Source organism: Bradyrhizobium glycinis (assembly GCF_016031655.1).
Classification (GTDB): Bacteria; Pseudomonadota; Alphaproteobacteria; order Rhizobiales; family Xanthobacteraceae; genus Bradyrhizobium; species Bradyrhizobium glycinis.
On the sequence record NZ_JACCHQ010000009.1, the window covers coordinates 1 to 13,388 of the forward strand.

At 65.3% G+C, this 13,388-nt stretch carries 10 protein-coding genes; 9 read left to right on the plus strand and 1 reads right to left on the minus strand.

Annotated features, from left to right (window positions below; translation table 11 throughout):
• The 9 genes from HZZ16_RS15365 to HZZ16_RS15405 all read left to right on the plus strand — a co-directional run.
• Positions 1–850, plus strand: an 850-nt coding sequence (locus HZZ16_RS15365; protein ID WP_197949288.1) for an efflux RND transporter periplasmic adaptor subunit, incomplete at its 5' end; no start/stop codon positions are given.
• Positions 851–1,109: 259 nt separating this feature from the next.
• The gene (locus HZZ16_RS15370) at positions 1,110–4,247 is read left to right on the plus strand and encodes an efflux RND transporter permease subunit (RefSeq protein ID WP_197949289.1); all 3,138 of its coding nucleotides are present in this window, start codon (positions 1,110–1,112) and stop codon (positions 4,245–4,247) included.
• Positions 4,248–4,280: 33 nt separating this feature from the next.
• Entirely contained in the window at positions 4,281–4,880 is a 600-nt protein-coding gene (locus tag HZZ16_RS15375) for a TetR/AcrR family transcriptional regulator (RefSeq protein ID WP_197949290.1), read from the plus strand.
• 182 nt (positions 4,881–5,062) lie between these two features.
• Positions 5,063–5,686 (plus strand): flavin reductase family protein, encoded by a 624-nt coding sequence (locus tag HZZ16_RS15380; RefSeq protein ID WP_197949291.1) that lies wholly within the window; start codon positions 5,063–5,065, stop codon positions 5,684–5,686.
• A gap of 311 nt (positions 5,687–5,997) precedes the next feature.
• Positions 5,998–8,265 (plus strand): acyl-CoA dehydrogenase, encoded by a 2,268-nt coding sequence (locus HZZ16_RS15385; RefSeq protein WP_197949292.1) that lies wholly within the window; start codon positions 5,998–6,000, stop codon positions 8,263–8,265.
• A complete protein-coding gene (locus HZZ16_RS15390; RefSeq protein WP_197949293.1) occupies positions 8,265–9,548 on the plus strand; it encodes an acetyl-CoA C-acetyltransferase in 1,284 nt (427 codons plus the stop codon). The genes HZZ16_RS15385 and HZZ16_RS15390 overlap by 1 nt, the downstream gene beginning before the upstream one ends.
• A gap of 2 nt (positions 9,549–9,550) precedes the next feature.
• Positions 9,551–11,647 carry a 3-hydroxyacyl-CoA dehydrogenase NAD-binding domain-containing protein gene (locus tag HZZ16_RS15395; protein ID WP_197949294.1) on the plus strand — a complete coding sequence of 699 codons (2,097 nt, stop codon included), beginning with the start codon at positions 9,551–9,553 and terminating at the stop codon, positions 11,645–11,647.
• A gap of 19 nt (positions 11,648–11,666) precedes the next feature.
• Complete coding sequence (locus HZZ16_RS15400) at positions 11,667–12,077, plus strand: acyl-CoA thioesterase (RefSeq protein WP_197949295.1); 411 nt, start codon at positions 11,667–11,669, stop codon at positions 12,075–12,077.
• A gap of 223 nt (positions 12,078–12,300) precedes the next feature.
• On the plus strand, positions 12,301–12,492 hold the full coding sequence (locus HZZ16_RS15405) for a hypothetical protein (RefSeq protein WP_197949296.1): 192 nt from the start codon (positions 12,301–12,303) through the stop codon (positions 12,490–12,492).
• A 311-nt stretch (positions 12,493–12,803) separates the two neighbouring features.
• Here HZZ16_RS15405 and HZZ16_RS15410 read toward each other — a convergent pair whose 3' ends face one another.
• Positions 12,804–13,256, minus strand: coding sequence for a nuclear transport factor 2 family protein (locus HZZ16_RS15410; protein ID WP_197949297.1), 453 nt, complete (start codon positions 13,254–13,256; stop codon positions 12,804–12,806).
• Positions 13,257–13,388 lie beyond the last annotated feature (132 nt).

Sequence of the window (13,388 nt, forward strand, 5' to 3'; positions counted from 1 at the left end):
CGGCCAGACGGTCGAAGTCGGCCAGCCGCTCGCCACCCTCGACGAGGTCGACCTGAAGCTCCAGGCCGAGCAGGCCGTTGCCGAGCAGACCGCCGCGACCGGCGTGCTGGCCCAGGCCGCCGCCGCCGAGCAGCGCGCCAAGGATCTCAAGGCCAAGGGCTGGACCACGGACGCCCAGCTCGACCAGAGCCGCGCCGCCGCCGATGAAGCGCGCGCCCGCCTGAACCGGGCCGAGCGCTCGGTCGAGTTGACCAAGAATTCCCTTTCCTACGCGACGCTCGTTGCCGACGCCCGCGGCGTCGTCACCGCAACGCTGATCGAGCCCGGCCAGGTGGTTGCCGCGGGCCAGGCTTCGATCCGTGTCGCCCGCTTTGCCGAGAAGGAAGCGGTCGTCGCGATCCCTGAGACGCTGGTTGGACGCGCCAAGTCGGGCGTCGCCAGCGTCACTCTTTGGTCCGAGCCGGACAAGAAATACGCAGCCAAGCTGCGCGAGATCGCGCCGGCAGCCGATCCCACCACGCGCACCTATCTGGCAAAGTTCTCGCTGCCCGAAGCCGACGACAGGGTCGCGCTCGGCATGACCGCGACCCTGACGCTGTCGGATGCCGCGACCGAGCGCGTCGCGCGGTTGCCGCTGTCGGCGCTGTTCAACGAAGGCGGCAAGCCCTCCTTCTACGTCGTCGACGACAACGGTGGGGTCACGCTCAAGCCGGTCACGGTGAAGTCCTACGAGAGCAAGGACGTCGTCATCACGGGCGGTGTCGACGAGGGCGCCAAGATCGTCGCCCTCGGCGTGCAGAAGCTCGATCCCGGCCAGCGGGTGCGGATCGTGTCGTCCCTGAGTTTTTAGTTTGTCATTCCGGGATGGTCCGAAGGACCAGACCCGGAATCTCGAGATTCCGGGTTCGCCCTGTGGGCGCCCCGGAATGACGAAAGAAGTGAGTTACGTCGTGTGAGGCGAGTTTCGGCCCTTGTCCCTAAGCAAAGGCTGAAGCGGCGAAGCGATCCAGAACCTGCCCAGCCCCCTGGATTGCTTCGCTGCCTCGCGACGACGGTTTGAACAGAGCGGCTGTCGTTGTTTGCAACTGGATCGTCTTTCGGAGAGTGCGATGAAGCGCTTCAACCTTTCGGCCTGGGCCGTCAGCCATCCGACGCTGGTGCTCTTCCTGATGATCGTGCTCGGCGCCGCCGGCTTCTTCTCCTATGAGAAGCTCGGCCGCGCCGAGGATCCGTTCTTCACCGTGAAGGTGGTCAACGTCTCCGTGATGTGGCCCGGCGCGACCGCGCAGGAGATTCAGACGCAGGTTGCCGACCCGATCGAGAAGAAGATCCAGGAGCTGCCCTATTTCGAGAAGGTGCAGACCTATTCCAAGCCCGGCTTCACCGCGCTCCAGGTCACTTTCCGCGACAACACGCCGCCGAAGGACGTGCCCTACCTCTTCTATCTCCTGCGCAAGAAGCTGGTCGACGTGCAGGGCCAGCTGCCGTCCGGCATTCTTGGGCCCGTCGTCAACGACGAGTTCTCCGACGTCGATTCCATCCTCTACATGATGACCGGCGACGGCGCCGATTATGCCCAGCTCAAGAAGGTCTCCGAAGGTTTTCGCCAGCGCCTGCTCAAGGTGCCCGGCGTGACCAAGGTCGACGTCTACGGCAACCAGGATGAGCGCATCTTCGTCGAATTCAGCCACGCCAAGCTTGCCACGCTCGGCATCACGCCGCAGGCCCTGTTCGATTCGCTCGCCAAGCAGAACAACGTGACGCCGGCCGGCACGGTCGAGACGTCCTCGCAGCGCGTGCCGCTGCGCGTCACCGGCGCGCTCGACGGTGCCAAGGCCGTCGCCGAAACGCCGGTCGAGAGCAACGGCCGCGTGTTCCGTCTTGGCGACATCGCCACCGTCACCCACGGCTATGTCGATCCGCCGAGTTTCGTTGTGCGCCAGGAAGGCAAGCCCGCCATCGGCATCGGCATCGTCACCGCCAAGGGCGCCAACATCCTCGAGCTCGGCAAGCAGGTCGAGAAGGCGACGGCCGACTTCATGATGGCGGTGCCGCAGGGCATCGACGTCAAGCTGATCGCCGACCAGCCCAAGGTGGTCGAGCACGCCGTCGGCGAGTTCGTGCACTCCTTCATGGAAGCGCTCGTCATCGTGCTGTTCGTCTCGTTCCTGGCGCTCGGCTGGCGCACCGGCATCGTGGTCGCGCTGTCGGTGCCCTTGGTGCTCGGCATCGTCTTCATCGTCATGAACACGATGTCGCTCGATCTGCACCGCATCACGCTCGGCGCGCTGATCATCGCGCTCGGCCTGCTCGTCGACGACGCCATCATCGCGGTCGAGATGATGGTGGTGAAGATGGAGCAGGGCTGGGACCGCATTCGTGCGGCGTCCTTTGCCTGGGAATCTACTGCGTTTCCGATGCTCACGGGAACGCTGGTCACGGCCGCTGGCTTCCTCCCCATCGGCTTTGCCAATTCGGCGGTCGGCGAATATGCCGGCAGCATCTTCTGGATCGTGGCGATCGCGCTGGTCGCCTCCTGGTTCGTGGCGGTGATCTTCACGCCCTATATCGGCGTCAAGCTGCTGCCGGAGATGAAGGCGCACCACAACCATGATCCGCATGCGGTCTACGAGACCCGCATGTACCGCGGCTTGCGCGCCATCGTGAAATGGTGCGTCAACCACCGCATTACCGTGGTGGCCGCGACCGTCGGCGTCTTCTTCGCCTCGATCGTCGGCTTCGGCCATGTCCAGCAGCAGTTCTTCCCGCTCTCGGAGCGGCCCGAGCTGTTCCTGCAGCTGCGCCTTCCGGAAGGCACCGCCTTCAACGTCACCGAGAAGGCAGTGAAGAAGGCCGAGACGCTGCTCAAGGACGACAAGGACATCGAGACCTATACCGCCTATGTCGGCCAGGGCTCGCCGCGCTTCTGGCTCGGCCTCAACCCGCAGCTTCCGAACGAGGCCTTTGCCGAGATCGTCATCGTTGCCAAGGGGGTCGAGGCGCGCGAGCGCATCAAGGCCAAGATCGAGACCGCGGCAGCCGAGGGCTTCCTGACCGAGGCACGCGTGCGCGTCGACCGCTTCAATTTCGGTCCGCCGGTCGGCTTTCCCGTGCAGTTCCGCGTGATCGGGCCCGACCCCAACAAGGTGCGCGATATCGCCTATCAGGTCCGCGACGTCATGCGGCAGAACAAGAACGTCAAGGACGTTCAGCTCGACTGGAACGAGCAGTCGCCCTACCTCAAGCTCGTCGTCGACCAGGACCGCGCCCGCGCCATGGGCCTGACCCCGCAGGACGTCTCGCAGGCGCTGGCGATGCTGATCTCGGGCTCGCAGGTCACCACCGTGCGCGACGGCATCGAGAAGGTCGGCGTGGTCGCCCGCGCGATCCCGTCCGAGCGCCTCGACCTCGGCGGCGTCGGTGATCTCACCATCACCTCGCGCAATGGCGTCGCCGTGCCGCTGCAGCAGATCGCGAGAATCGAATATGCCCATGAGGACCCGATCATCTGGCGGCGCAACCGCGACATGGCGATCACCGTGCGCTCCGACGTCGTCGACGGCGTCCAGGCCCCCGATGTCACCAACCAGATCACGCCGAAGCTGAAGGCGATCAAGGATCACCTCGAGCCGGCCTACCGGATCGAGCCGGGCGGCGCGTTCGAGGAGTCCGCAAAGGGCAACGCCTCGATCTTCATCCTCTTCCCGGTGATGGTCATGGTGATGCTGACGCTGCTGATGATCCAGCTGCAGAGCTTCTCACGCCTGATCCTGGTGTTCCTGACCGCGCCGCTCGGCATCGTCGGTGCCTCGCTCGGTCTCAACGTCGCCAATGCCCCGTTCGGGTTCGTCGCGCTGCTCGGTCTGATCGCGCTCGCCGGCATGATCATGCGCAACACGGTCATCCTGGTCGACCAGATCGAGACCGACGTCTCCCACGGCCTGACCCGGCGCGAGGCGATCGTCGAGGCAACCGTCCGCCGCGCCCGACCGGTGGTGCTGACGGCGCTCGCCGCCATCCTTGCCATGATACCGCTGTCGCGCTCGGCCTTCTGGGGCCCTATGGCGATCACCATCATGGGCGGCCTGTTCGTCGCGACCTTCCTGACGCTGCTGTACCTGCCGGGCCTCTACGCCCTGTGGTTCCGCAAGAGCCTGGACGAGGCCGGAACGCCCGAGCAGCCTGCCGCGCCGCAGCATGAGAGCGATGACCCGCACGCAATTCCGCTTGCCGAAGCGGCTGAATAGATGAGAAGACTGCTGACCAACGAGTCCTGACTGATGGCCCTTGTTTCGGAACATATCGAAGTCGACACCCGGGATCGCATCCTCGAGGTGGCCGAGCGGCTGTTCCGCCAGATCGGCTACCAGAAAACGACCGTCGGCGACATCGCCAAGGAGCTCAGGATGAGCCCCGCCAACGTGTATCGCTTCTTCGAATCGAAGAAGGCGATCCATCAGGCGGTGGCGCGGGGCCTGATGGGCGAGGTCGAGCTGGAGGCGCAGCGGATCGTGGCAAAGCCCGGTCCGGTCAAGGAGCGCTTCCGCGAGCTGCTCACCACCATCAACCGCATGAACACCGAGCGCTATGTCGGCGACAACAAGCTGCACGAGATGGTCGCGATCGCGATGGAGGAGGACTGGGACGTCTGCGTCGCTCATATGGAGTGCGTCGCCGGAATGATCGGCCAGATGATCGCGCAAGGCGTCGCCTCCGGGGAGTTCGAGGCGCCGGACCTGCAGCTGGCTGCGCTCTGCTCATGTTCCGCGATGATCCGCTTCTTCCACCCCCAGATGATCGCCCAGTGCGCCACCAAGCCTGGCCCGACCATCGACCAGATGATCGATTTCGTCATCGCGGGTCTGTCGCCGCGCCACTGACGGGGCGGCGGGTTTCCTCCTATAAGCAGTCCTACCGCCTCCTGGCTGATCGGCTAGCGGTGGACTAGGACGGATCAACAAACTCCCGTCATTGCGAGCGCAGCGAAGCAATCCAGACTGTCGCCGCGGAGGGATTCTGGATTGCTTCGCTGCGCTCGCAATGACGAAAAGGAAGCAAGCGCGTGACCGACAAAGACCTGTACTTCTACGAGCCTTCCAAGGGCCACGGCCTCAAGCACGATCCCTTCAACGCCATCATCGCGCCGCGGCCGATCGGCTGGATCTCCTCGCGCGATGCCAGGGGCCACGTCAACCTCGCGCCCTACAGCTTCTTCAACGCGTTCTGCTACGTGCCGCCGATCATCGGCTTCTCCTCGACCAACTGGAAGGACACGGTCAAGAACATGCAGCAGACCGGCGAGTTCGTCTGGAATCTCACGACGATGGATCTCGCCAAGCACATGAACGCGACCGCGGCGCATGTCGCCCCCGAGGTCGACGAGTTCGAGGTCGCGGGGCTCACCGCCGTGCCCGGCAAGCTCGTCAACGTGCCGCGTGTCGGGGAGAGCCCGGTCGCCTTCGAGTGCAAGGTGTCCGACATCGTTCGCCTCAAGGGCGCCGACGGCAAGGAGGCCGACGCTTGGCTGACTCTCGGCGAAGTCGTCGCCGTCCACATCGACAAGGCCTTGATCAAGGACGGGGTCTACCAGACCGCCGCTGCCCGCCCCATCGTCCGCGCCGGCCGGCGCGGCGATTATTTCGAGATCAAGCCGGAGAACATGTTCGAGATGATCCGGCCGGACTAGTCCGGGGCACCGTTCTCTCCACACGTCATTCCGGGGCACGCGAAGCATGAGCCCGGAATCCATAACCAGATTGGGAGTATGGATTCTCAGGTGCGCAATTGCACACCGTAGCTCGACGCTACGCGTCGCCCCGGAATGACAGCGGAGAGACATTCAGCCCCCCAATCCCTCCCGGAACTGCACCCACGGCCCGGCCGTTATCGCCGTCGGGCGGCCGCCCGGCCGCGGCAATGTTGCAGGCGAGATGTTCGCCTTCGCCAGCCGATTTCCGCTAAAATGCCCGATAACCGCGCCGATGCATGAGGTCCGCCATGAGCTTCCGCCGCGACACCATCACAAAGCCGATCTTCTCGTGGGCGCGCGGCGTGCTGCCGGCGATGTCCGACACCGAGCGGGAGGCGCTGGAGGCGGGCGACGTCTGGTGGGATGCCGATCTCTTCACCGGCAACCCCGACTGGTCGAAGCTGCTGAAGGTCCCGCAGGCGACGCTGACGGACGAGGAGCGGGCCTTCCTCAATGGCCCCGTCGACGAGCTCTGCGCCATGCTCGACGAATGGAAGATTTTCTGGGAATCGCGCGACCTGCCGCCGGACGTCTGGCACTTCGTCAAGCGCGAGAAATTCTTCGGCATGATCATTCCGAAGGAGTTCGGCGGCCTCGGCTTTTCGCCCTACGCGCATTCGGAAGTGGTGCGCAAGATCTCGACCCGCTCGATCGCGGCCGCGGTCACCGTGATGGTGCCGAACTCGCTCGGCCCGGGCGAGCTCCTGATGCGCTTCGGCACCATTGAGCAGCAGCAGCGCTGGCTGCCGCGCCTCGCCGACGGCCGCGAGATTCCCTGCTTCGGCCTCACCAGCCCGGAAGCCGGCTCTGATGCCGCCTCGATGGTCGACAGCGGCATCATCTGCAAAGGCGAATTCGAGGGGCGCGAGGTCGTCGGCCTCCGCCTCAACTGGCACAAGCGCTACATCACGCTCGGTCCCGTCGCGACGCTGCTTGGTCTTGCCTTCAAGGCCTATGATCCCGCTCATCTCGTGGGGAGCCAGGAAGAGCTCGGCATCACCGTGGCGCTGATCCCGACGAACCTGCCCGGCGTCGAGATCGGGCAGCGTCATCTACCCTCGATGCAGGTGTTTCAGAACGGCCCGAATTGGGGCCGCGACGTCTTCATTCCGCTCGACTACGTCATCGGCGGCAAGGAGCGGCTGGGGCAGGGCTGGAAGATGCTGATGACGGCGCTGGCCGCCGGCCGCGGCATCTCGCTGCCGTCGCTGTCGGCGGCAGGTGCCGCCTATGCCGCGCGCACCACCGGCGCCTATGCCCGCATCCGCGAGCAGTTCGGCATCTCGATCTCCAAGTTCGAAGGCGTCGAGGAGCCGCTCGCCCGCATCGTCGCGACCGCCTACCAGCTCGATGCCGCACGCCGGCTCACCTGTGCTGCGCTGAATGCCGGAGTCCATCCCGCCGTCATCTCCGGCATCATGAAGCTGCACGCGACCGAGCGGATGCGCACTGCGATCGATGACGCCATGGACATCCATGGCGGCAAGGCCGTGATCGACGGTCCGCAAAACTATCTCGGCAATCTGCATCGCGCCGTTCCGGTCGGCATCACGGTCGAGGGTGCCAACATCCTGACGCGCAATCTCATCGTGTTCGGGCAAGGAGCGATCCGCGCCCATCCTTACCTGCTCGACGAGATGAATGCGCTCGCAGATAGCGATCGCGAGCGCGGTCTCAGCGCGTTCGACAAGGCGTTCTGGAAGCATGTCGGCCACAGCGTCCGGACACTATTTCGCGCCATGGGTCGCAGCTGGACCTTTGGCGCATTCGCCCCAGTGCCCGATGCGGGCGATGCCACGCCCTTCTACCGCCAGCTCTCGCGCTACTCGGCGGCATTTGCGCTCTGCGCCGACCTGGCGCTGCTGATGCTCGGCGGCGCGCTCAAGCGCAAGGAGATGCTGTCGGCCCGCTTCGGCGACATCCTGTCCGAGCTCTATCTGCTCTCGGCCGCGCTGAAGCGCTGGCAGGACGAGGGGCAGCAGAACGAGGATTTTGCCGCGCTCGAATGGTGCATGGCGACCGGGTTCAAAACCATCGAAAGCCGGCTCGCCGAAATCCTGGCCAACCTGCCGAACCGCTTCGTCGCCGGCTTCCTCAAGCTGGTAGTGCAGCCGTTCGGCGCCCGCGTGCTCGGCCCGTCCGACCGCGTTGTGCACCAATGTGCTGCCATCGTGCTGGAGCCGTCGGCGGCACGCGAGCGCCTCACGCCGGATCTCGCTCATGTGGACGACGACGGCGGCTTCGCCCGGCTCGAGCGCGCGTTCAAGCTGGTCGCGGCGACGGATGCGATCGCCAAGCGCATGCGTGCTGCGCATATCCGCGACTGGAAGGAGGCGGTCACGAAAGGCGTGATCACGCAAGCCGAGGGCGACCAACTCGCCGCTGCCCGCGAAGCCGTCACAAAAGCGATAGAGGTCGACGATTTTCCGCCGGAGGCGCTGTCGCCGATTTACAAGAAAACCGTCAATGTGCATCAGTTCTTCCAGGAACTCGGTGAGCAGAGGGCGGCGAGCTGATGGCACGACCGGTATTCATCGTCGACGGCAGCCGGACGCCGTTCCTGAAGGCGCGTTCGGGGCCCGGGCCGTTCACGCCGGTCGATCTCGCCGTGCAATGCGGCCGGCCGCTGCTGGCGCGCCAGCCGTTCTCGCCCGATAGCTTCGACCAGGTCATCCTCGGTTGCGTCAACGTGATCGCTGACGAGATGAACCCGGCCCGTGTGGCTGCGCTCCGGCTCGGCATGGGCGAGGACATGGTCGCCTTCACCGTGCAGATCAATTGCGGCTCGGGCATGCAGTCGATCGACACCGCCTACCGCTATATCCGCGAAGGCCATGCCGACATCATCCTCGCCGGCGGCACCGAGGCGCTCAGCCACGCGCCGCTGGTGTGGCCGAATTCCGGCGTGCGCTGGTTCGCCGGCCTTGCCACGGCCAAGGGCGTGGCCGCGAAGCTCGCCTCGGCGTTCAAGCTGAGGCCGCGCGATCTCAAGCCGATCATCGGCCTCGAGCGCGGCCTGACCGATCCCGTCACCGAGCTGAACATGGGCCAGACGGCAGAGGTCGTCGGCCATCTCTTCAGCATCACCCGCGCGCAGTCCGATGCCTATGCCGCCGAGAGCCACCGCCGGCTCGCGCATGCGCAAAGCGCGGGTTATCTGAAGGGCGAGGTCGAGACTGCGTTTTCCCGCGACGGCAAGTTTTTCGACCACGACGATGGCGTGCGCCCGGACTCCACGGCCGAGACGCTCGCCAAGCTCCGGCCGGTGTTCGAGCGTCCGTGGGGCCAGGTCACTGCCGGCAATTCCTCGCAGATCACCGACGGTGCCTCCTGGGTGATCCTCGCCTCCGACGCCGCCGTTGCAAAGCACAAGTTGACGCCGAAGGCCGTCATCGTCGACAGCCATTGGGCCGCGCTCGACCCCACCATCATGGGGCTCGGTCCGGTGATGTCGGTGACGCCGCTGCTGAAGCGCAACGACCTCACCCTCAAGGACGTCGAGACCTGGGAGCTGAACGAGGCCTTCGCGACGCAAGTGCTCGGCTGTCTCGCCGCCTGGAACGATGACAAGTTCTGCCGCGAAATTTTGCGGCTCGACGGCGCGGCCGGCGAGATCGACCGCGAGAGGCTGAACGTCGACGGCGGCGCGATTTCGCTCGGCCACCCCGTCGGCACCTCCGGCAACCGCATCGTGCTGCATCTCGTCAACGCGATGAAGCGGCTCGGCACGCGCCGTGGTGTGGCCACCGAATGCATCGGCGGCGGGCTCGGCGGCGCCATGCTGATCGAGGCGGTGTGACCATGGATTCCAAGATCATGACCGTGCTCGCCGATCGCGTGCTGGAGCTCGGGCCGCGCCCCGCGTCGGATGGTCCCTACAAGAACTTCAAGCTCACCCGCGATGCGGATAGTGTCGCCTGGCTGCTGTTTGATCGCGCTGGCTCCAGCGCCAACACGCTGTCCTCCGAGGTGATGGAGGAGTTCGACGCGGTGCTCGCGGCAATCGAGACCGAACGTCCCGCCGGTCTCGTCATCCGCTCGGCAAAGCCGTCCGGCTTCATTGCCGGCGCCGACGTCAACGAATTCCGCGGGGCCAGCGATCCCGGCATGGTGGAGACGCGCATCCGCGCCGCGCATGCGGTGGTCGATCATCTGGAAGCGCTAAGGCTGCCGACCGTCGCAGTCATCCACGGCTTCTGCCTCGGCGGTGGGCTCGAGGTGGCGCTGGCCTGCCAGGCGCGCATCGCCATCGAGGGCGCGCGCTTCGGTTTCCCGGAGGTGATGCTCGGCCTGCATCCTGGTCTCGGCGGCACCGCCCGGTTCACCGCGCTGGTCAATCCGACCCAGTCGATGGCGCTGATGCTGACAGGCCGCACCATCGACGCGCGCCGCGCCAGTGCGCTCGGCCTCGTCGACACCGTGACGCAGGAGCGCCACGTCCAGGGCGCGGTGAAGGATGCGCTGTTCGGCCGTCTGAAGCGGGCCAAGCCCGGTCTGCTCACGCGCGCCGCCAATCTCGGACCGGTGCGCGGCCTGCTGGCCAAGCGCATGCGCGCGGAGGCGGCGAAGGCTGCATCGCGCGAGCATTATCCCGCGCCCTATGCGCTGATCGATCTCTGGGAAGCGCACGGCGGCAGCAAGTCCGCGATGCTGAAGGCCGAGCAGGCCTCGTTCGCCAGGCTGATGGTGACGCCGACCGCGCAGAACCTGATCCGCGTCTTCTTTTTGCGCGAGCAGATGAAGAAGGCGGCTGGCGCCGGCAACACCGTGAAGCATGTCCACGTCATCGGCGCCGGCGCGATGGGCGGCGACATCGCGGCCTGGTGTGCGGGGCAGGGCCTTCGCGTCTCGCTCGCCGACATGAAGCCGGAGCCGATCGCAGGCGCCGTCAAACGCGCGGCCGACCTCTACGGCAAGATCATCCGCAAGCCCACCGACGTGCGCGACGCGCTCGATCGCCTGATCCCCGATATGGACGGCGAGGGCGTTCGCAACGCCGACCTCATCATTGAGGCGGTGCCGGAAAAGCTGGAGCTGAAACAGAAGGTCTATGCCGGGCTCGAGCCGCGGATGAAGCCCGGAGCGATCCTTGCGACGAACACGTCCAGTATTCCGCTGCAGGACCTGCGCACCACGCTGGCGCGGCCGGAGCGGCTGGTCGGCCTGCATTTCTTCAATCCGGTGTCGCGGCTGCAATTGGTCGAGGTCGTCAGCCATGACGGCAACGATGGACACGTGCTGAAGGAGGCGCTCGCCTTCGTCGGAGCGATCGACCGCCTGCCTTTGCCTGTAAAGAGCTCGCCGGGCTTCCTCGTCAACCGCGCGCTGACGCCCTACATGCTGGAAGCGATGGTGATGCTGGACGAGAAGATCGACCAGCGCCTGATCGATGAAGCGGCCGTGCAGTTCGGCATGCCGATGGGTCCGATCGAGCTGGCCGATCAGGTCGGGCTCGACATCTGCCTCGACGTCGGCGACATGCTGCGCACCAAGTTCGGCGATCTCCTGCCGCCGACGCCGGCCTGGCTGCGCGAGAAGGTCGCCAAGGGCGAGCTCGGCCGCAAGACCGGCAAGGGCTTTTACACCTGGAAGGACGGCAAGGCGGAGAAAGCATCGTTGCCGGAGACCGGACCCCGCGTCACCGACCAGATGATCGACCGCCTGGTGCTGCCGATGTCCAATGTCTGCGTTGCGGCGCTTCGCGAGGGCATCGTCGACGATGCCGATGCGGTCGATGGCGCCATGATCTTCGGCACGGGTTATGCACCGTTCCGGGGCGGTCCGCTGAATTACGCGCGCACGCGCGGCGTAGAAAACATCGTATCCACTCTGCGCGCGCTGGCGGAACGATTCGGCGCGCGTTTCGCGCCGGATCCGGGCTGGGACAATTTCAAGTGAGCAATCTCGAGAGAGGGGCATGAACGAGCAAGCCACGACCGGGCCGAGCGGCGATCTCTGCATCCGCACGCTGGCGATGCCGGCCGACACCAATGCCAACGGCGACATCTTCGGCGGCTGGCTGCTCAGCCAAATGGACGTCGGCGGCGGCGTGTTCGCCTCGAAGGTCGCGCGGTCGCGCACCGTGACAGTCGCGATCGAGGCGATGAATTTTCGCAAAGCGGTCTATGTCGGCGATCTCGTCTCGGTCTATGCCAATCTCGTGCGCGTCGGGCGCACCTCGCTGACCGTGCATCTCGAAGCCTGGGCATTGCGGCGCAAGGAGCTGCACCCGTTCCTCGTCACCGACGGACATTTCACCTACGTCTCGATCGATGACCACGGCCGTCCGCAGGCGATCAAGCGAGAGGATCCGCCGATCGCGACGTAATCGCGCGCGACGCTCTGCCTCAATCTTGCGAGGCTTTGCAGCGCCGCAAAACGCGGCACGAGCAAGTCAGCCGCGTCGCGGCTTCGCCAAGAACCAGTCATAAAACGGATGAGGTCCCGGCGTACTCAATTGCGTGTCGATTCGGGGTGAACGGCCTCAAATGCCCTTGGGAACCTTTGGGCAGGAGCACCGTTGTTTGCCCGCACTGAGGAATTCACGGACCATGCCGGACAGCTACATCATCGAAGTCGATTCGCAGACCGCAGGTATCGTCGTTCGTTCTTCTGGAGGCTACTGCTTCTTCGCCTCGTCCCACCGCTTCAACCGTCTCGAAGGCCAGCTCTTCCGCAACGCCCGCGAAGCCGAGCGTGCCGCGCGCAGGCTGCTCAACGGCGATGTGAAGGAGGCGGCGTAGCTGACGCCGATGATTGCGATGCGCGAGGCGTGGTCGGAATTTTTTGCCGCCCTTGATGTTGCTGCCTTCTTCCTTCTCCCCTTGTGGGAGAAGGTGGCATAGGCTGCCTTCGGCAGCCGTTCTTAAGAACGCCGAAGCAAAGCTTCGGCTATCGCGCCGGATGAGGGGTATTTCTCCTCATGCCCAGGCGGTTGAGAGTATCGTTCGCGGAGACATACCCCTCACCCGTCTCGCCGCTACGCGGCGAGCCACCCTCTCCCACAGGGGGAGAGGGTTAACCCTCTCCCACAGGGGGAGAGGGTTAACCCGCATCACAACTTCGTCGCCGCCCGCGACAACAGTTTCCACTCGTCGCCCTGCTTCTGCCAGTTCATCAGGATGTGAAGGTTGGTGGATACTTTTTTCCCATCGGCCGCCATCTCCTGCTCGCCCAGCCAGTGGAAGCGTACGATCGCTGCGGGGCCGACGACCTTGATGGTGGGGTCCTTGTACTCGATCGACAGAAACTTCGACTTGCCGTCGGTCGCGTTGGCGATGAACGTCGCCTTGTCTTCGACCTTGCCGCTGGAATGGCTGTAGCTCAGTTCCTCCGCGCACAGCGCGCCCAGCGCCTTGGGATCGGCCGCGATCTGGGCGAGGCGGAAGGCCTCGACCCTCTTCGCCACCGCTTCTTCGTCTGCCGAAGCCGCGAGCGCCGGCGTGGCGAACGCAAGCGCGGAGGCGGCGAGCGTCGAGAGAGCCAGATCGCGTCGGTTGATCGTCATCGTTTCCTCCTTTTTGATCTTTCAACCAGTGTTGCAGTCGCGCGCGGCTTTGTCGAGTGTCGCCTGCTGGTCATGTGGATGCGTCATTGCGCGATGGAGGCCGTATTGATACGCCTTCCGTATCGATGCGTC